The following is a 19,123-nucleotide window of genomic DNA, read 5'->3' as shown; positions in this document are numbered from 1 at the left end:
TCTAATCATTTTCCATTGATGTGGGTTTTAGCCCATACGTATCGTAGATGGATTGAAGCGTGCCATCAGCTTCCCATTCCATAACCAAGGCATCTAAGTAGGCGTTTAAATCAGTATTCGATAGTTTAGTAACGATACCGTACTGAGACGGGTTATAGGATAAGTCTAGAATTTCATTACTTTTACCAGTAAATCCTGATAGGATAGATTGGTCGATAGAAAAAGCATCAACACGTTGTGCCGCTAAACTGACAACAACCTCAGGGTTTGATCCTAGTTCGGTAAAGTTGAGTGAAATGCCCTTATCAGTCGCTATTTCAGTTAGCAACCCCTGTTGGATAGAGCCTTGAGTCACTCCGATTGTCTTGCCATCTAAATCTTCCCAAGAAGAAATACCACTTGTTTTTTTCACAAGAAAACCATTGGCGTCTGTGTAATAAGGAGTGGTGAAGTTATAAAGCTTTTTACGCTCTTCGGTAATGGTAAAGGTTGCTGCAACCATATCGAGTTGCCCATTATCTAAGAGAGCACCACGAGTTTGTGCAGTGACTGGTGTCAATTCAATAGCAACCCCAAGTTCTTCGGCTACTTTTTTCGCAATCTCAATTTCAAGACCAGTGTATTCATTGGTTTCAGGATCTCGGTAGCCAAAATTTGGAACGTCTTGTTTAACACCAACACGAAGTGTTCCTCTTTTTACGATAGCCGCCACCTGATCGGTTGCTGCTAATTGTGACTTTTCAGTAGCTTGTGTAGGGTTAGAGCTGAAGACCAACCAACTAAAGAGGCTAAATAAAGCAAAGAGAGGAAGTAATAGAAGAGATAGTTTCTTTTTCATTAGTTTCCCTCCTAGTCATCCAAAGAGACACGTTCACTCGTGTGATGAATAATTTTACTGAGGAACTGTTGGGCACGTGGATCGGTTGGGTTATCAAAGAAGCCATTGACATCTGTCGTATCAACCAACACTTCTCCATCAGCCATAAAGATAATACGATCAGCCACTTCACGGGCAAATCCCATTTCATGGGTAACCACAACCATGTTAGTTCCATTCTTAGCCAATTTCTTCATAACAGCTAGCACATCACCGATTGTTTCTGGATCGAGGGCTGAGGTTGGCTCGTCAAAGAGAAGCAACTCTGGTTTCATGGCGAGACCGCGGGCAATAGCAATTCGTTGTTTTTGACCGCCCGAAAGCATAGCAGGAAAAGAATCTTTGCGATCCCACATGTTAACATAGGTTAGGTATTTTTCTGCTCGAGCTAATGCTTCCTCATTGCTGATACCGAGAACCTTAATGGGAGCTAAGGTAACATTCTCTAAAACAGTTTTGTGAGGATAGAGATTGAAATGTTGAAAGACCATGCTGACTTCTTTGCGCAAATCGATGAGGTCCTTACTAGAAGCGCCTGACACTTGATGGCCATTGACCACTAAATTTCCATTGTCGATCTTTTCCAATCCATTAATGGTACGGATGAGGGTAGATTTTCCTGACCCAGATGGCCCTAACAAAACAATCACTTGACCATCTTCAAATGTTAAGTTGATGTCCTTCAATGCATGAAAGTCGCCGTAATATTTATTAACAGCTTGAAATGAAACTAAGCTCATAATAATCCTCCAAATTCTAATGTTAGAAAATATAACATGTGAAGATTTTACCACATAAAAAATAGCTTGTCAACTAGAATTTGAATTTTCTGACATTTTTCTTAACTACTAAGCATCGTCATTTTATGTTTTTGTAGCAGAAATGTGCAAAATAACAGGTGAGATGGTAAAATAGGCCTTGTAAAAAGAAAAAGGAGTAAGCGATGTTAACCTACGATATCATTGTCATTGGCTTTGGAAAAGCTGGCAAAACACTTGCTGCAAAACAGGCTAGTTCTGGAAAAAAGGTTGCTTTAATTGAGCAGAGTAAGGAGATGTATGGTGGAACTTGTATCAATATTGCCTGCATTCCTACTAAAACCATGTTAGTTGCTGCTGAAAAAGGTCTAGATTTTGACCAAGTTATGGCTGAAAAAGATGCAGTTGTGACTCGGTTGAATGCTAAAAACTATGCCACAGTATCTGCTGGTGTTGATGTGATTGATGCAAAGGCACGCTTTATAGCTAATAAAGTTATTGAGGTAATTGCAGGAGATGAGACTCGTCAACTGACAGCTGAAACGATTGTTATTAATACAGGTGCGCTTTCTGTAGTTCCTCCAATTCCTGGTTTGACAGAAACGGCAAATGTGGTTGATTCCACAGGGATTCAACAGCTTGAGAATCGCCCTGAGCGTCTCGGCATTATTGGGGCTGGAAATATTGGTTTAGAATTTGCGGGATTGTATAATCAACTCGGTAGCCAAGTGACAGTTTTTGATGGAGCTGATGCTATTTTGAGTCGCTTTGAGCCAGAAATTGCCCAAATGGCCAAAAACTATATGGAAGAAGATGGGATTAACTTCAATCTTTCTAGTGAGATTACGGCTGTGTCCTCAGTTGATGGATCCGTTCAAGTGTCAACAGAACAAGGAAACTTCCAATTCGATGTAGTGCTTTATGCGACTGGTCGTAAGCCTAATATTGAAGGACTGAATATCGAGGCCACAGATATTGCCTTGACTGAACGCGGCGCTATCAAAGTAGATGATTTCTGTCAAACAACTGTGCCAGGTGTTTTTGCGGTTGGGGATGTTAATGGTGGGCCACAGTTCACCTACATTTCATTAGATGATTTTCGTATTGTCAATGGTTATCTCAATGGTTTGACTACTTATAGCCTGAAAGAGCGTAAGGCGTTCCCGACAAGTACTTTTCTAACACCGCCTTTAGCTCAGGTTGGTTTAACTGAGGCTCAAGCTGAGAAAGAAGGCCTTAACTATCTGACAAAGACAATACCTGTTGCTGCGATGCCCCGTGGTCACGTCAATGCGGATCTACGAGGAGCCTATAAAGTAATTGTTGAAAAGTCTAGCAAACAAATTCTGGGCGCGACCTTCTTTGGTGTTCAAGCCCATGAGTTGATAAACCTCGTTAAGATAGCAATGGATAATCATATCCCTGCGACCTATTTCCAAAATCAAATCTTTACCCATCCAACCATGGCTGAGAATTTTAATGATTTATTTGCCTTTTAGGCAAGCCTATCCTACTCTCTGATAAGAGTGGGATTTTTTTGAACCGTTTCCTTTTAGTCTTTGTGGTATAATAACAACATGCACAGAAAACCGACTTCAGCCTATGTCCATATTCCTTTTTGCACACAGATTTGTTTTTACTGTGATTTTTCAAAGGTTTTCATCAAGAATCAACCTGTTGATGATTATTTAGAAAGCCTTATTGAAGAGGTAAAAGCAGCTGATGCTCCACCTTTGCGGACACTGTATATTGGCGGTGGGACGCCCACGGCTATTTCTGCCAGACAGCTTGATTTTTTATTGGTTAATTTAGAAAAAGAGCTTGATCTCAGTCAAATAGAAGAATTTACGATTGAAGCAAACCCTGGTGATCTAGACCAAGAAAAGATTGAAGTTCTCAAACGATCAAAAGTTAATCGCGTCTCTTTGGGGGTTCAAACCTTTGACGATCGAATGCTCAAACAAATCGGACGTGGTCACAATCAAGCTATGATTTATGAGAGCATTAACAGTCTCAAGGCTGCTGGTTTTCATAATATTTCGATAGACCTTATCTATGCCTTGCCTAATCAGACCATGGATCAAGTTAAGGATAATGTCAAAAAAGCTTTAGAACTCGATATTCCTCACCTTAGCCTTTATAGTTTGATTTTAGAGAATCACACCGTCTTTATGAATCGACAAAGGCGAGGGCATCTTCATTTGCCACATGAAGATTTAGAGTCGGACATGTTTGAATATATCTTGAAGGAACTTGAGGCGAATGGTTTTGAGCACTATGAAATTTCCAATTTTACTAAGCCAGGGTTTGAAAGCAGGCATAATCTCATGTATTGGGATAATAGTGAGTATTATGGGTTTGGAGCAGGTGCTTCAGGTTACCTTGATGGCGTTCGCTATCGGAATCGTGGACCTATCCAACACTATTTAAAAGCCATTGCTGAAGAGAAACAGGCTCGTTTAGGACAAGATATTTTGACCCAAGAAGAAATGATGGAAGAAGAACTCTTTTTAGGGCTTCGTAAAAAAACGGGTGTTTCAGTAGCTCGGTTTGAAGAAAAATTTCAGACGGATTTTGAAGACCGCTATGGTGCAGTTGTTGATAAGTTAATAGCAGATGGGCTCTTAAAACCAAATCGCAAACAGATTCAAATGACAAAAAAAGGCCTCTTTTTAGGAGATACTGTAGCAGAGCACTTTATTTTGGAGGATAACTAATGGGACATTCCTATCAAGAAAACTTTACCATTCCTTTTGATTTTTCAGATGTCAATGGGAATCTCAAATTACCACCCTTCCTTTCTAAATTATTAGATGTCTCAGGTCAGCACTCTGCTGAGTTGAATCGGAGTGACCTTTATGTCTTGGAAACATACGGTCTCGTTTGGATTGTCACAGACTATGAGTTTGATATTGTGAGGTTACCGAGATTTTCAGAGAACGTCACGATTCGTACAGAGGCGATTTCCTATAATAAACTCATTTGTCATAGGCGTTTTGAAGTGATGGACGAGACAGGCGAATTACTGATGCGTGTTGAATCATACTTCGCATTAATGGATTTAGAACAGCGTAAAATTGTTCCAGTTCCAGAGGAATTGTTAGAGCCTTATCAATCTGAAAGGGTTAAAAAGATTGCTCGAGGCGCCAAGTATAAGAGTTTAGAGACGCCTTCAAAAGCCAACTATCATGTCCGTTTCTTTGATATTGATATGAATGGCCATGTGAACAATAGTAAGTATTTAGATTGGATGTACGATGTTCTTGGCTATGCGTTTTTAAAAACGCATGTCCCTAGACACATTCACCTGAAGTACAATCGCGAAGTGTCACCGGGTGGAGATGTTTCTTCTGAGTTTGAGAGGGATGGACTCGTTAGCCACCACCAAATTGGCTCTGATGGACAAACGAATGCCCAGGCCATTATTACTTGGGAGGAATTATGACTTATAAAGGCTATTTGATAGATTTAGATGGAACAATTTACAGAGGTAAGACACGTATACCAGCTGCTGAGGCCTTTGTTCATGACTTGCAAGCTAGAGGGATTCCCTATCTTTTTGTGACCAATAATACAACAAAAACCCCTGAGATGGTTCAGGATAATCTAGCTACAAACTTTAATATCCAAACGCCTATAGAAACGATATACACAGCGAGTTTAGCAACGGTTGACTATATGGATGAGATGAATTTAGGAAAATCAGCCTATGTCATTGGTGAAAAAGGTCTGAAAGAAGCCGTCGCCAATGCTGGCTACACGGAGGAATTAGAAAATCCAGCCTATGTCGTTGTTGGACTTGATAGCCAGGTGACCTACGAACATTTCGCCCTTGCAAGCCTAGCTATTCAAAAAGGAGCTCATTTTATTGGGACCAATCCTGATTTACGTATTCCAACAGAAAGAGGCGAATTGCCAGGAGCTGGTTCTCTTAACCAGTTATTAGCTGCCACGACTGGAGTTGATCCGAAATACATTGGTAAACCTATGGCTATTATGATGGAAAAAGCATTAGACCGTTTAGCAATGACGAAGGCAGATGTCCTTATGATTGGGGACAATTACATGACGGATATTCGAGCAGGAATTGATAATGGTATTGACAGTCTTCTCGTGTTAACAGGCTTTACTAAAGCAGAGGAAGTTGACCATCTACCGATAGCTCCAACCTATGTTCTAAATAGTTTAGCAGAGTGGAGTTTCAATGAATAAACCACGATTACCGATTAAAACAAAGCTTCGTTTTGCGATAACATGTCTGTGCCTTGTGGCTTTAGCAATCGTGCTGACCATTCATATCGCTTGGTTACTTTATCCTTTTGAAATTAAATGGTTAGATTTAGAATCTGTGGTTACCCTTGATTCACAAAGAATACAGCATAATTTTAACGTTTTACTCAGTTATTTAACCAACCCTTTTCAATGGACCTTGGCTATGCCTGATTTTCCGTCATCTGCTGATGGTCTCTATCATTTTGAAGCCGTCAAGAAACTCTTTCATCTCGCGCAAGGCCTATTTCTAATGACAATATTTCAAAGTTTTCTGTTTTTAAAAAAGGCCCACAAAAGTGGGACCAAAGGATTGCTCAGTAAAGGGTTCGCCCTGATGGCATTAACACCGATAGCTATAGGATGTTTTGCTGGAATGATTGGTTTTTCAAGATTTTTTGTCCTCTTCCACCAGATTCTTTTCCCTGGGGATTCGACCTGGCTATTTCATCCAAGTCTTGACCCAGTCATCTTGATTTTACCGGAAAGGTATTTTTTCCACTGTTTTCTCCTCTTTTTTGTTCTTTACGAATGTTTAGCATTAGCAGGCTATCTGTGGACAAAACAAAAAAAGCTTAAGGAAAGAAATGATGAATTCTTTAAGGCATCAAAAAATGACTTAAAAATTTAAAGTCCTTATCTACCATTAGAGTGTTTTTATGATAAAATAGAAGGAGTGGAGGGATTGGTATGATTAAAGTTTTTGGCAAGTTGCGTTACCATTGGCAACCGGAACTATCTTGGTCCATTATCTATTGGTCTCTTGTTTTAACACCCTTTTTTATTTATTTGATTTTACTTTATGAAAGAACACGCGTGAGTCTTCCTTATTATCTCCTCATGCTATCTTGTGCGCTATTGGTATTTCTAGGGCTACAGCGTTATTTCGTCATTGGGTCGGATGGGAATCTTACCATTAAGTCTGCAAACCCATGGAAGTCCCATACCATTCCAATCGCCAGCATCAGTAGGATTGAAGTCACTTATAGTTCTATTACGATTTTTTCAGATAAATATCCGAACGGTCGAGATTTTCACATGCGAAAATGGCCTAAAAAGTATTTTGTGAATGCCATTGCGTTAGAAGAAAGTTTTAAAGGGGAAGTTGAGTTAACTGACCATTTGATTAAACTAGATTATTTTGAAACTTACTATAGTGAAGAAGCCAAAAGATCAGTCAAGTAGCAGAGCCTTTGTTGGGCATTCTTTAACTGCTTTGATGATGTCAGGGCTATGAGGAAGGTCTTGCTGACGTTTATCTGTTTGACTAAAGACGACGATGCCATCGTCATCATAATCAAAGACAGATGAGTAGGTCTGACAGAGACCGCAGGCAATACAACGTTCTGGAATAATAGATACTTTCATAAGACTATTGTAATACGATATTTAAGATTATACAAGGAGAAATGATGGCAAATAAAAAACCCTGGGAGGGGAAATTATTTGATAATATAAGTCGCAGAACTAACCGTGGGCGTCAAGAGGATCGTACAGCTCGGTTCTTCACTATTTTAATGATTGCTTTTGCTGTTATAGTGACTTTGGTTATTGGGATGTCTATTTATCTGTCTATTGGTGGCAGTAAAACTGGTGAAGCAACAGATGTTTTTTTTAATCCAGGTGTTGATACTGTCTCTAGTCAAACATCAGAAGAAACTTCTGTTTTAGAGGAAGCGACACCTGCTCAATCAACGGAGCCATCTTCTTCTGAGTGGAGTGGTAACACACTGTCTGTACAAGCAGGTGAAGGAGCAGGTCAAATAGCTTCTCGAGCAGGTATTACTATCGAACGTCTTTATGAATTAAATCCTGAATTTTTGCAAACGGGTGCTTGGTATGCTAATCCTGGCGACGTTGTGAGAGTGGATTAGGAGAATCAATGAAAAAAATTAAAATAGCCATTGACGGCCCCGCATCAAGTGGCAAATCAACTGTAGCCAAGCTCATTGCCAAAGAACTTGGCTATACCTATTTAGACACTGGTGCCATGTATCGCTGTGCGACTTTGATGGTGCTTGAAAATGGGTGGCAAGAAAACGATTTAGATAGGATTCTTAAAGGTTTAGACCAATATCCTATACATTTTGAACGCGGGCAAGATGAAGACCAACGAGTCTTTCTAAACAATGTGGATGTGACTAAACGTATTCGTGAAAATGATGTCACCAATAATGTCTCTTGGGTCTCGGCATTTCCAGAGGTTCGTGCTAAGTTGGTAGAGCAGCAACAACAAATTGCTGCTCAAGGTGGTATCATTATGGATGGTCGTGACATCGGTACAGTTGTTCTTCCTGATGCGGAATTAAAGATTTTTCTAATTGCTTCGGTTGAAGAACGTGCAGAACGTCGTTATAAAGAGAATCTTGCTAAGGGAATTCCTACGGATCTTGAAATCCTCAAAAAAGAAATCGCCGAACGAGACTATAAAGACAGCACGCGAGAAGCATCTCCTCTCAAAAAAGCAGAAGATGCTATTGAATTTGACACGACGGGTGTTTCCATTTCAGAAGTGGTGCAATTTATTTCAGAAAAAGCGAGAGAAATCCTTGACAAGGAATCTATGATTTGATAAACTAATAAGCAATGAGAAAAGCAGAAGTGAGAACTTCTCGCCTTGCGACTAACGTTGTCTGGCTCTACATGCTAAGTTTCCTATGGGAATATTGTGTAGAACGGACTTGTGTTAGCAAGTTCGTTTTTTGATTTTCTCAAATAAAAAAAGAGGTGACAACCATAGCAAAGCAAGACTTATTCATCAATGATGAAATCCGTGTCCGTGAAGTTCGTCTCATCGGCCTTGAAGGTGAGCAGTTAGGTATTAAACCACGTAGCGAAGCACAGGCCATCGCCGATGAAGCTAACGTTGATTTGGTGCTGATTCAGCCCCAAGCTACACCGCCGGTTGCGAAAATTATGGACTATGGCAAGTTCAAATTTGAGTACCAGAAAAAACAAAAAGAGCAACGTAAAAAACAAAGCGTTGTAACAGTGAAGGAAGTTCGTCTCAGCCCAACAATCGATAAGGGTGATTTTGATACGAAGCTTCGTAGTGCTGTGAAATTCCTTGAAAAAGGAAACAAAGTGAAAGTTTCCATTCGCTTCAGAGGCCGAATGATTACTCACAAAGAAGTTGGTGCTAAGGTATTAGCAGATTTTGCTGAAGCAACGCAAGATATAGCTGTTATTGAGCAAAAACCCAAAATGGATGGCCGTCAAATGTTCATGCAACTAGCCCCAGCTGAAAAAAAATAACATCAATTGACAGAAAAAGGAGATTATTATGCCAAAACAAAAAACTCACCGCGCATCTGCAAAACGTTTTAAACGTACAGGTTCAGGCGGTCTTAAACGCTTCCGTGCTTACACATCTCACCGTTTCCACGGTAAGACTAAGAAACAACGTCGTCACCTTCGGAAAGCATCTATGGTACATTCTGGTGACTTCGCTCGTATCAAAGCAATGTTGACTGGTTTGAAATAAGTCTAACTTGCTTTTACTAAATTAAGAATTATTCGGAGGAATTATAAATGGCTCGTGTTAAAGGTGGCGTTGTTTCACGCAAACGTCGTAAACGTATTTTAAAACTCGCTAAAGGTTACTATGGCGCAAAACATATCTTGTTCCGTACGGCTAAAGAGCAAGTAATGAACTCTTACTACTATGCTTACCGTGACCGTCGTCAAAAGAAACGTGATTTCCGCAAATTGTGGATTACACGTATTAATGCGGCAGCTCGTATGAACGGTTTGTCATACTCTAAATTGATGAACGGCCTTAAAAAAGCTGAAATCGATGTTAACCGTAAGATGTTGGCAGACTTGGCTGTTAACGACGCAGCAGCATTTACTGCTCTTGCAGATGCAGCTAAAGAACAACTAGCTAAATAAAAAAAGTAAAACTATAAAAAGGCTGGGATTAAAGTCCTAGCCTTTTTATAGTTTTTATCGTCAGTTGAGCAAGGTGTATTCAATGCCAGAAAAGATGTAGGGCAACTTTTGAGTTGGAGTGACTGTAACATAGTTAGGATTAATAGTATGGTGATAGCGTATCAAAATAAACCTAGTGTTAACTCTGTCAAATCTACCAGAGAGAAAGTCAGAAAGACATTTGAAACTGTAATAAGTAAAAACCGAGAAGACTACCAAAAACTATAATCTTCTCGGTTTATCCATGTGAGACATTTCTACTTAAATCCCCATAAAAGCTTTAATCTCAGCTTCTGTCATTCCTGAATCGCAACGGACCGTTACTTGTCCATCGAGGACGCGAACAAAGCCTGGTACAGTTGGAATCCCATATTGTCCTCTAAATTGGCTTAACTGTTCTAATTGATTAGCTTGTTCGGAGTTCACAAAATAGACAGTAGCACCTGTCTCAGCAACTACATTAGCTAATTTAGTAGCGAATTTCCGGCAGTAAGGACAAGTTCCGCGTCCAATAAAATAAATTGCTGAATCTGCATTAGAAATCGTCTGCTCAGCATGGTCAATAGTGACAGGTGTTAAATCCTTAATATCCTTCTCGAAGGTTGTCATAACAAAACCTCTTTTCCATTTTATTCTTAGTTTTAGTATGCCACATTTTTCCAATAAAATCCAAAGAAAGGCTCAAAAGACCACTCATAAAAAACAAGGTGTGGTCTTTTTGATTCGTCAAAAGCTACCACAAAAACCACATTTTGTTTTGACTTCATTATTACATTTTAATGAGCTCTAAAATACCGATTTAAAAGACAGATTATCATATATCATAGGCATTTGTCATCTTTTTTTACCTGTTGCTCTGTGGAAAGGCTTTTTGAAGCATGTATTGACGAAATCTTTCTGTTGTCAGCAAAAAAGAAGCAGGATTTGAATCCTAGCCTCTTCAATGCTGTATTTAATTAGTTACGAACTGCAGAAGCGAACTCTTCTTTAGAGAATGCTTCATCAATGATATCTTTTAATTGTTTAGCTGATGCTTGCATTTTTTGCAATTCAGCATCATTGAGGGGGACTTTGACATTGCGAACGATACCATGCGCACCGACGATAGCCGGTTGGCCAATGAAAACATCTTCAACCCCTTCGTATTGACCGGCTTGGAAGACCGATAGCGGTAATACAGCATTTTCATCATCAAGGATGGCTTTGGTGATACGAGCCAAAGCGACAGCAATCCCATAGTAAGTTGCGCCCTTTTTATTGATAATAGAGTAAGCTGCATCGCGAACACCGATAAAGAGATCAACTAAGCCTTGGGCATCAACGTCACGGTTATCTTGCAACCACTGTTCTAATTTTACACCAGCAACGTTGGCATGAGACCAAACAGCGAACTCAGAGTCACCATGTTCACCCATGATATAAGCATGGACTGAGCGAGCATCAATCCCAATTTTTTCAGCTAATGCTTGACGGAAACGAGCTGAATCCAGAGAAGTTCCCGAGCCAATAACGCGTTCTTTAGGAAAGCCAGAGAATTTCCAAGTAGAGTATGTTAAAATATCAACTGGGTTAGCAGCGACTAAGAATATACCATTGAAACCGGAGGCGACTATAGCTTCAACAATACCCTTGTTAATACGAAGATTTTTTTCAACCAGATCAAGGCGTGTTTCACCTGGTTTTTGAGGGGCACCAGCTGTTAAGACAACCAAGTCAGCATCATGAGCATCAGAATATTCAGCTGCATAGATCTTTTTAGGTGAGGTAAAGGCCAATGCGTGGCTTAAGTCTTCTGCATCGCCTTGAGTTTTTTCTTTGGCAATATCAACGATACCAAGTTCTTGTGCAATTCCTTGAGTTACAAGGGCAAAGGCATAGGATGAACCAACAGCGCCATCGCCGACAAGAATTACTTTTTTATGTTGTTTAACAGTAGTCATGTTTAAAACATCTCCTTAAATTTAATAGGGAAGCCCCTTATGTTTACTATTCTAGCATTTTTTGCTTTTTTTGTCAGCTTTTGAAAGCAAATGAAAACGTTTAGAACACTAAAGAAACAACAGATTTTTTGGCTAAATTATGGTATAATGAAGAGTAATTGTAAACTAGAAAAGAGGCATTTTCGATGCAGGATAGAAATTTAGTGGACGTTCATTTAACACGGGAGATGAAGACTAGCTTTATTGACTATGCCATGTCAGTCATAGTCGCTCGGGCGCTTCCAGATGTTCGAGATGGTCTTAAACCTGTCCATCGACGGATTCTTTATGGGATGAATGAACTAGGTGTTACTCCTGACAAACCTCATAAGAAGTCAGCTCGTATTACAGGTGATGTCATGGGGAAATACCATCCTCACGGAGATAGTTCAATTTATGAAGCCATGGTCCGTATGGCTCAGTGGTGGTCCTACCGTCACATGCTGGTCGATGGTCATGGAAACTTTGGTTCCATGGATGGCGACGGTGCGGCTGCCCAGCGCTATACTGAGGCACGCATGAGTAAGATTGCTCTTGAAATGTTGCGTGACATCAATAAAAATACGGTTGATTTCCAAGACAACTACGATGCTAGTGAGCGTGAACCTCTTGTTTTGCCAGCACGCTTTCCTAACCTTTTGGTCAATGGGGCGACAGGCATTGCTGTCGGTATGGCGACAAATATCCCGCCACATAATCTAGGAGAGACGATCGATGCTGTAAAACTCTTGATGGATAACCCTGAAGCAACGACCAGGGATATTATGGAAGTCCTGCCTGGTCCAGACTTTCCAACTGGCGCTCTGGTTATGGGGAAGTCAGGTATTCATCGTGCTTATGAAACAGGTAAGGGGTCTATTGTTTTACGGGCTCGCACTGAAATCGAGGAACTTAAAAACGGCCGTGAGCGTATTGTTGTAACAGAGTTCCCGTATATGGTTAATAAGACCAAGGTTCATGAGCATATTGTTCGCCTTGCTCAAGAAAAGCGTATCGAAGGGATTACAGCTGTTCGTGACGAATCGAGTCGTGAAGGTGTTCGCTTTGTCGTTGAAGTCCGCCGTGACGCATCAGCCAGTGTTATTTTAAATAATTTGTTCAAATTGACTAGCCTGCAGACTAATTTTGGTTTTAATATGCTAGCCATTGAAAATGGTGTACCTAAGATTCTTTCGATTCGTCAAATTTTGCAAGCATACATTGCTCACCAGAAAGAAGTGGTTGAACGTCGCACGCGTTTCGATAAAGAAAAAGCTGAGGCACGAGCTCATATTTTAGAAGGACTTTTGATAGCTTTAGATCACATCGATGAAGTGATCCGTGTTATTCGAAATTCTGAAACAGATGCTGAAGCTCAGGCTGAATTGATGAGTCGTTTTGAGTTATCAGAACGTCAGAGCCAAGCTATCCTTGATATGCGTCTCCGTCGTTTGACAGGTTTGGAACGTGATAAAATTCAATCGGAATATGATGATTTAATCGCCTTAATTGCTGATTTAGCCGACATCTTAGCAAAACCAGAACGTATTGTGACTATCATCAAAGAGGAGTTAGAGGAAACCAAACGCAAATACGCTGATAAACGTCGTACGGAACTGATGGTTGGGGAGGTTTTGTCTTTAGAAGATGAAGACTTAATTGAAGAAACTAATGTTTTAATCACGCTGTCTAACAAAGGCTATATCAAGCGTCTTTCTCAAGATGAGTTTACTGCTCAAAAACGTGGAGGACGGGGTATCCAAGGAACAGGTGTCAAGGATGACGATTTTGTCAGAGAAATGGTTTCAACCAGTACACATGACCATCTTTTCTTCTTCACTAATAAAGGGCGTGTCTACAGATTGAAAGGTTACGAAATACCTGAATACGGTCGGACAGCTAAAGGTCTACCTGTCGTAAACCTTCTAAAATTAGATGAAGGAGAAAGCATCCAAACCCTAATTAATCTCAAGGCAGATGAAGCAGAAGGGGCCTATCTCTTCTTTACAACGCGTCAGGGGATCGTTAAGAAGACTAGTGTGTCTGAGTTTGGACATATTCGTCAAAATGGCCTTAAAGCCTTAAATTTAAAAGAAGAAGATGAATTGATTAATGTCTTTTTAACATCAGATGATAGTGATGTCATCATTGGTACCAAATATGGCTACTCAGTGCGATTTAAGGCTTCTAGTGTTCGCAATATGGGACGGACAGCTACCGGTGTAAAAGGTGTTAACTTACGCTCTGGAGATGCGGTTGTTGGTGCTTCAACTATCACTGATGACCATGAGGTTCTCATCTTGACTGAAAAAGGTTATGGTAAGCGGACCTCAGCTTCTGAATACCCGACAAAAGGACGCGGTGGTAAGGGCATTAAAACAGCTAATATCACTGAAAAAAATGGTTCTCTTTCTGGACTTCTGACAGTTGAAGGACATGAAGACATCATGGTTATTACTGATACTGGTGTCATTATCCGAACCAATGTTGCCAATATCTCTCAGACAGGACGTGCAACGCAAGGTGTTAAAGTGATGAGGCTTGATAGTGACGCTAAGATTATGACATTTGCACTTGTAGAGGTTTCTGAGGATGGGATAACGGAGACCATCAATGAAGAGTAAAGGGGAAGAAAATTTGGCACACACGCGTTTACGTAAAAAAGATAGGACGTTTAAAAGTTGGATCAAAAATGTTATTATTTTTCTATTGTTTGTTTTGTCTCTTCTCTTAATCTTTAATACCTCCATCAGGAACTCTATCATTGCTTGGAGAACTAATCAGTACCAAGTTGACAAGGTGTCTGTTGAAGAAATCGAAAACAACAAAAATAAAAAAGCCAATTTTGCTTTTGATGATGTTGAGTCTCTCTCGACAGAATCCGTTTTAGCTAATCAATGGGCAGCTCAGCAACTACCTGTGATAGGAGGAATTGCTATTCCTGAGTTAAAGTTAAACCTTCCAATCTTTAAGGGATTGGATAATACGGCCCTCCATTATGGGGCAGGAACAATGAAGGAAAATCAAGTTATGGGGCAAAGAAATTACGCTTTGGCCAGCCATCATGTTTTTGGCATCACAGGTGCAAGTGGCATGTTATTTTCACCACTTGAAAATGGAAAGCCTGGAATGAAGATTTATGTAACTGATAAAGCTATAGTTTACACATATGTGTTAACGACTGTTGAAACAGTCACTCCTGATCGTGTAGATGTGATTGATGACGTTCCAGGTGTTACTGAAATCACTCTGGTAACTTGCGAAGATGCTGGAGCAGAATTTAGAACTATTGTTAAGGGGACATTAGAATCTTCTGTTGCCTATAGCGATGCAGAAGGAAGCATCCGTAAAGCTTTTAACACCTCTTATAATCAGATTCAATTATAGGATAATTCATATTGATCTGAAACGAGTGGAATAATTACCCAAATTAAGAGGTAATATTTCATTCGTTTTGTTGTTTCTGAAAAATTATAAGAAATCGTTAGTCTGTTATTGCATATTTTTGACCTATTCCTTATAATAGAGACTAGGTGATTTAATGAAAAAGAATGAGTTAGTAATTGTATTAGGACTAATGACTATATTGGTATCAACAACTGCATTAGTAATTGGAGTCAGCAAACAGATAGCTCCGGCTAGCGAGCAAGTTGAAGCGTCTTCGTCGGAAATCTCGCCAGAAAATAATGACGATGTTGAAAACGAAAACGCAGAAGTTAATTATTTAAAATCAGAAGAAGCTAAGCAGGCGGTCATGGATCAGGATTTGACCCTAATGGATGCCTATGGACTTCATTATGATTATGCCCATCTGTCGTTACCAGAAGTTGTTCAAGTATATTTGGATGAAATAGGGGCTCCTCACTCTAGTGTGGCTTTCAGTTATAAAAATACTGAGACAGGCGAAATCATTGCCATGAATGAGTTGCAATCGATGACTGCGGGTTCAACCTACAAGCTTCCCTTGAACATGCTAATTGTTGATGGAGTTTTGAACGGGCAATTCTTTATGGATAAACCCTATGACATTGCCAATCTTTCCTTTGAAAATGAATCGGAATATTTAGCTTATCGTGGGCAATTTGGCAATGGGATGACAATCTCTGAAATGCAAGAATATTCCTTGGTTTATTCAGAAAATACGCCAGCTTACGGAATGGTTCAGATGTTAGGTGGCTTTGAGGCAACTTATAAGCTATTTGGTCGCTATGGCCAATCGAGAGGGGACATTAAGGCCATTGATTTGGAATCTGGAAACAAAACAACGACGGATTATTATATTCAGGTGTTAGACTATCTTTGGCACAATCAAGAAAAGTATAGTGATATTCTCTATTACTTAGGTATTTCCTTTCCCAATCAGTATTTTAAGGCTTATTTACCTCATTTAACCATCTACCAAAAACCTGGTTACTATGCAGAGGCCTTGAATGTCGATGCCATTGTCTACGAGGAAACACCTTATCTGATTGCTCTTTATACAGCAGGACTCGGAGGGTCTAACGCTGAGACAACCGAAATTAATGGCCTTGGATACGTTCAGTTAACGGAATTAACCTATGTGATTAATCAATGGCATCGGGTCAATCAAAATCCTTGATAACTGTTTTCTAAAATAATTTTTTTAAGGAAGTGGTCAATGCCACTTCCTTTTTTGATGTATTTGCTGGTAAAGATGACAAATATAAGGCATTAAACTGATTGGGAATACGAATAGAGTAGTAGGAGGATATTATGTATAGTATTTCAGTTGAACCAGAATCGTTGATGCCTCGTGAGCGTTTGCTTCTTGAAGGCGCTGAGACCTTAAGTAATCAAGAGTTATTAGCTATTTTATTAAGGACGGGAACAAAAGGTCATTCTGTGCTTTCTGTTGCCAACAGTCTATTAAATAGTTTAAAGAGCTTGCACGAGTTGAAGGAATTTTCTGTTCAGGAATTACAAGGTTTATCTGGTGTTGGTAAGGTCAAAGCTATCGAAATAAAGGCTATGATTGAACTTGGGAAGCGAATTAATCAATCAAAGTATCGTCACATGGAGCAAATACTCAGTAGCGAAAAACTGGCGAAACAATTGATGCAAGATCTCAGTGATAAAAAGCAGGAACACTTGCTTGCTATCTATCTGGATACACAAAACCAGATTATCAAGCAAGAAACTATTTTTATTGGGACTGTTATGAAATCATTAGCTGAGCCTAGAGAAATCCTACATTATGCCATTAAATATATGGCGACATCAGTCATTATTGTTCACAATCATCCTTCTGGTAGATCTAGGCCTAGTTCTAATGATGATCAATTTACCTTGGCAATCAAAAAGGCCAGCGAGTTGCTTGGCCTTGTCTTGTTGGATCACTTAATTATCGGAAATGGTGAGTATTACTCGTACCGAGAAGAAACAGATCTGCTCTAGAGATGATTAACAATATAGTCAAAGAGCATTAAATCTTCTTGACGATGGTCGATCATAAATTCTGGATGCCATTGGACGCCCATGTAAGGGTAGCCATCGTTTGCTTTGACAGCTTCAATGATTTTATCATCAGCTGAATAACCGATAATATCAAGGTTGTTAGCTAATGTTTTGATTGCTTGACGGTGAAATGAGTTAATAGAGGGGCGTTCGCCAAAAATATCTGATAATGCCGTACCAGCAGTCAGAATGACCTCATGTGTAGGATGCATAGCTGAAAGGTCTTGCCAATGGGATTTGATTTCCTGGTGCAGCGTGCCTCCCATGGCAACATTAAAGAGTTGAGTTCCTCGGCAAATTGAAAAAATCGGTTTTTCTCGCTTTACCATATCACGGATAAGGGAGAGCTCAAATTCATCACGATCTCGATTGTAATCATCGCTTTTAATCGTCTTTTCTTCCCCATAATATTCGGGAAGGACATTCTGCCCACCCGTTAAAATCAGTTTGTCAATGGTGTCTGCATAGATTGTAGCGAGATCAGGGGATCCAATAGGTAGGACAAGCGGCACACCACCAGCCTTTTGGACGCCTTCAACATAACCTTTAGCACAATAGACCTGAAAGAAATTACGATCTTCAGGGTTGTATTCAATATTACTTGAAATACCGATAATCGGATGAGTCATTGATCTCCTTACTGCTTTTGTCGCATAAAATAGAGTAGAGTTTGTAGTTCGCTTGTTAAATCAACGTATTGGACAACGATGTCTTTAGGGACAGTCAAATTAATGGGGGAGAAGGATAAAATTCCTTTAATACCTGCTTCAACGAGTTGATCGGCAACTTCTTGCGCTTTAATACTAGGTACAGATAAAATAGCTGTTTGTGCTTTGGCATCAGTTACCTTTTCTTTTAAAGCAGTTATTGGTAAAATAGGAATACCATCGGCTGACGTCGTTCCCACAAGCTCATTTTCCTCAACATCAAAGGCTAGGACAATTTTCATTTTATTTCGCTCATGGAAGCGATAGTTTATCAAGGCTCGGCCCATATTACCGACGCCTACTAAGATGACATTGGTGATTGAATTATCGTTTAAAATGTCAGCAAAAAAATTCATTAATTTTTTAACATCATAGCCAAACCCACGACGACCAAGTTCTCCAAAGTAGGAGAAATCACGGCGGACTGTGGCTGAATCGATACCAATAGCTTCGGCGATTTGTTTAGACGATGCCTTTTCGATATTTTCTTTGTTAAATCGCTTAAAAATGCGATAGTAAAGGGAGAGCCTTTTTGCTGTAGCTCTTGGAATGGATTGACCTTTATCATTTTTCATTCTGAAGTTACTCCTTGTTCAATAGTTTTATTTTAAATAAAGTTTGTGAAAATTGCAATATATATCACCTGAAAAAACACGTTCTAAATGTCTGACCGAAGACAAAGTCATTTTTGAAACTTTCCTTAGGGGATAGCTGACAGTAGCGATTTCTTTCTGACGTCTGTCTCAAGCTATCGCTGGCTCTGTTTCCAACCTTTAACTGTCTTCCAGACTGTTAAAACAAATCTGTTCTTTGAACCTAGGGTCTTAAAGAATCCGGAGCCACTGCGCCTTGTTTAACAAACGATAAAGGCTAATAAGGCTGGGACATATGCCCCAGCCTTATTAGCCTTTTGAGTATTTTCAAGCATCAGAGATAGGAATTAAGGTCCCTTGCTTGCATGACACGATAGAGGTCACCTATAATGCCACTATAATCTATGTTATGGCCGTTAATGATGACTTTCGTAACCTTTAAATGATCAGGAACTGTTAAACAGCCTGCAAATGCTCTGAAAAACTCGTCCACATCTGCAAACATTAGATGGCGTTCCTGCTTGTAACTATCTAGATAACTGATTTCAACCATAGC

General features: G+C 39.8%; 23 protein-coding genes and 1 other annotated feature. Of the genes, 15 read left to right on the top strand and 8 right to left on the bottom strand.

Annotated features, from left to right (window positions below):
- Position 1: 1 nt before the first annotated feature.
- Complete coding sequence (locus ACVRYP_RS02515) at positions 2 to 838, bottom strand: transporter substrate-binding domain-containing protein (protein WP_447467201.1); 837 nt, start codon at positions 836 to 838, stop codon at positions 2 to 4.
- An 11-nt stretch (positions 839 to 849) separates the two neighbouring features.
- Positions 850 to 1,617, bottom strand: coding sequence for an amino acid ABC transporter ATP-binding protein (locus tag ACVRYP_RS02510; protein WP_307122641.1), 768 nt, complete (start codon positions 1,615 to 1,617; stop codon positions 850 to 852).
- Positions 1,618 to 1,820: 203 nt separating this feature from the next.
- Here ACVRYP_RS02510 and ACVRYP_RS02505 point away from each other — a divergent pair, with 203 nt between their 5' ends.
- The 6 genes from ACVRYP_RS02505 (at position 1,821) to ACVRYP_RS02480 (ending at position 7,089) form a co-directional block, all read left to right on the top strand.
- A complete protein-coding gene (locus ACVRYP_RS02505; RefSeq protein ID WP_447467200.1) occupies positions 1,821 to 3,134 on the top strand; it encodes an FAD-containing oxidoreductase in 1,314 nt (437 codons plus the stop codon).
- A 78-nt stretch (positions 3,135 to 3,212) separates the two neighbouring features.
- Entirely contained in the window at positions 3,213 to 4,352 is a 1,140-nt protein-coding gene (gene hemW / locus ACVRYP_RS02500) for a radical SAM family heme chaperone HemW (RefSeq protein WP_447467199.1), read from the top strand.
- A complete protein-coding gene (locus ACVRYP_RS02495) occupies positions 4,352 to 5,080 on the top strand; it encodes an acyl-ACP thioesterase domain-containing protein (RefSeq protein WP_447467198.1) in 729 nt (242 codons plus the stop codon). The genes hemW and ACVRYP_RS02495 overlap by 1 nt, the downstream gene beginning before the upstream one ends.
- Positions 5,077 to 5,847 (top strand): TIGR01457 family HAD-type hydrolase, encoded by a 771-nt coding sequence (locus tag ACVRYP_RS02490; protein WP_447467197.1) that lies wholly within the window; start codon positions 5,077 to 5,079, stop codon positions 5,845 to 5,847. Before ACVRYP_RS02495 ends, ACVRYP_RS02490 begins: the two co-directional genes overlap by 4 nt.
- Positions 5,848 to 5,860: 13 nt before the next feature.
- Positions 5,861 to 6,535, top strand: a complete 675-nt coding sequence (locus ACVRYP_RS02485; protein WP_447467325.1) for a TIGR01906 family membrane protein — start codon at positions 5,861 to 5,863, stop codon at positions 6,533 to 6,535.
- A gap of 59 nt (positions 6,536 to 6,594) precedes the next feature.
- Positions 6,595 to 7,089 carry an EbsA family protein gene (locus ACVRYP_RS02480; RefSeq protein ID WP_447467196.1) on the top strand — a complete coding sequence of 165 codons (495 nt, stop codon included), beginning with the start codon at positions 6,595 to 6,597 and terminating at the stop codon, positions 7,087 to 7,089.
- Here ACVRYP_RS02480 and ACVRYP_RS02475 read toward each other — a convergent pair.
- Complete coding sequence (locus ACVRYP_RS02475; RefSeq protein WP_447467195.1) at positions 7,078 to 7,272, bottom strand: ferredoxin; 195 nt, start codon at positions 7,270 to 7,272, stop codon at positions 7,078 to 7,080. The genes ACVRYP_RS02480 and ACVRYP_RS02475 overlap by 12 nt on opposite strands.
- A gap of 44 nt (positions 7,273 to 7,316) precedes the next feature.
- Between ACVRYP_RS02475 and ACVRYP_RS02470 the strand changes: the two genes are divergently transcribed.
- The 5 genes from ACVRYP_RS02470 to rplT all read left to right on the top strand — a co-directional run bounded on the left by ACVRYP_RS02470 (position 7,317) and on the right by rplT (position 9,795).
- Positions 7,317 to 7,778: an SAG1386/EF1546 family surface-associated protein gene (locus tag ACVRYP_RS02470; RefSeq protein WP_447467194.1), complete on the top strand. Its 462-nt coding sequence runs from the start codon at positions 7,317 to 7,319 to the stop codon at positions 7,776 to 7,778.
- An 8-nt stretch (positions 7,779 to 7,786) separates the two neighbouring features.
- Complete coding sequence (cmk, locus tag ACVRYP_RS02465; RefSeq protein ID WP_447467193.1) at positions 7,787 to 8,476, top strand: (d)CMP kinase; 690 nt, start codon at positions 7,787 to 7,789, stop codon at positions 8,474 to 8,476.
- A 15-nt stretch (positions 8,477 to 8,491) separates the two neighbouring features.
- Positions 8,492 to 8,617, top strand: a sequence feature (ribosomal protein L20 leader region).
- 14 nt (positions 8,618 to 8,631) lie between these two features.
- On the top strand, positions 8,632 to 9,159 hold the full coding sequence (gene infC / locus ACVRYP_RS02460; RefSeq protein WP_447467192.1) for a translation initiation factor IF-3: 528 nt from the start codon (positions 8,632 to 8,634) through the stop codon (positions 9,157 to 9,159).
- Between the two features lie 28 nt (positions 9,160 to 9,187).
- Entirely contained in the window at positions 9,188 to 9,388 is a 201-nt protein-coding gene (gene rpmI / locus ACVRYP_RS02455; protein ID WP_018372725.1) for a 50S ribosomal protein L35, read from the top strand.
- Between the two features lie 47 nt (positions 9,389 to 9,435).
- The gene (rplT, locus tag ACVRYP_RS02450; RefSeq protein WP_307122700.1) at positions 9,436 to 9,795 is read left to right on the top strand and encodes a 50S ribosomal protein L20; all 360 of its coding nucleotides are present in this window, start codon (positions 9,436 to 9,438) and stop codon (positions 9,793 to 9,795) included.
- A gap of 300 nt (positions 9,796 to 10,095) precedes the next feature.
- Here rplT and ACVRYP_RS02445 read toward each other — a convergent pair whose 3' ends face one another.
- Positions 10,096 to 10,443 (bottom strand): DUF6568 family protein, encoded by a 348-nt coding sequence (locus ACVRYP_RS02445; RefSeq protein ID WP_447467191.1) that lies wholly within the window; start codon positions 10,441 to 10,443, stop codon positions 10,096 to 10,098.
- A 347-nt stretch (positions 10,444 to 10,790) separates the two neighbouring features.
- Positions 10,791 to 11,774: an L-lactate dehydrogenase gene (locus tag ACVRYP_RS02440; RefSeq protein ID WP_447467190.1), complete on the bottom strand. Its 984-nt coding sequence runs from the start codon at positions 11,772 to 11,774 to the stop codon at positions 10,791 to 10,793.
- Positions 11,775 to 11,959: 185 nt separating this feature from the next.
- Here ACVRYP_RS02440 and gyrA point away from each other — a divergent pair, with 185 nt between their 5' ends.
- The 4 genes from gyrA (at position 11,960) to radC (ending at position 17,207) form a co-directional block, all read left to right on the top strand.
- The gene (gyrA, locus tag ACVRYP_RS02435; RefSeq protein WP_447467189.1) at positions 11,960 to 14,416 is read left to right on the top strand and encodes a DNA gyrase subunit A; all 2,457 of its coding nucleotides are present in this window, start codon (positions 11,960 to 11,962) and stop codon (positions 14,414 to 14,416) included.
- A complete protein-coding gene (locus ACVRYP_RS02430) occupies positions 14,406 to 15,179 on the top strand; it encodes a class A sortase (RefSeq protein ID WP_447467188.1) in 774 nt (257 codons plus the stop codon). The genes gyrA and ACVRYP_RS02430 overlap by 11 nt, the downstream gene beginning before the upstream one ends.
- Before the next feature lie 154 nt (positions 15,180 to 15,333).
- Entirely contained in the window at positions 15,334 to 16,392 is a 1,059-nt protein-coding gene (locus tag ACVRYP_RS02425; RefSeq protein WP_447467187.1) for a serine hydrolase, read from the top strand.
- Positions 16,393 to 16,526: 134 nt separating this feature from the next.
- Positions 16,527 to 17,207 carry a RadC family protein gene (gene radC, locus ACVRYP_RS02420; RefSeq protein WP_447467186.1) on the top strand — a complete coding sequence of 227 codons (681 nt, stop codon included), beginning with the start codon at positions 16,527 to 16,529 and terminating at the stop codon, positions 17,205 to 17,207.
- On the opposite strand, the gene ACVRYP_RS02415 is transcribed toward radC, so the two are convergent.
- The 3 genes from ACVRYP_RS02415 to ACVRYP_RS02405 form a co-directional block, all read right to left on the bottom strand.
- Positions 17,204 to 17,896, bottom strand: a complete 693-nt coding sequence (locus ACVRYP_RS02415) for a gamma-glutamyl-gamma-aminobutyrate hydrolase family protein (protein ID WP_447467185.1) — start codon at positions 17,894 to 17,896, stop codon at positions 17,204 to 17,206. The two genes, radC and ACVRYP_RS02415, sit on opposite strands and share 4 nt — an antisense overlap.
- A gap of 8 nt (positions 17,897 to 17,904) precedes the next feature.
- Positions 17,905 to 18,549: a redox-sensing transcriptional repressor Rex gene (locus ACVRYP_RS02410; protein ID WP_447467184.1), complete on the bottom strand. Its 645-nt coding sequence runs from the start codon at positions 18,547 to 18,549 to the stop codon at positions 17,905 to 17,907.
- A 352-nt stretch (positions 18,550 to 18,901) separates the two neighbouring features.
- Entirely contained in the window at positions 18,902 to 19,120 is a 219-nt protein-coding gene (locus ACVRYP_RS02405) for a DUF4649 family protein (RefSeq protein WP_447467183.1), read from the bottom strand.
- Positions 19,121 to 19,123 lie beyond the last annotated feature (3 nt).

It is taken from the genome of Streptococcus rifensis, assembly GCF_053203525.1.
Note: the sequence above shows the minus strand (reverse complement) of the source record. Positions and strands in the feature narration are given on the sequence as shown.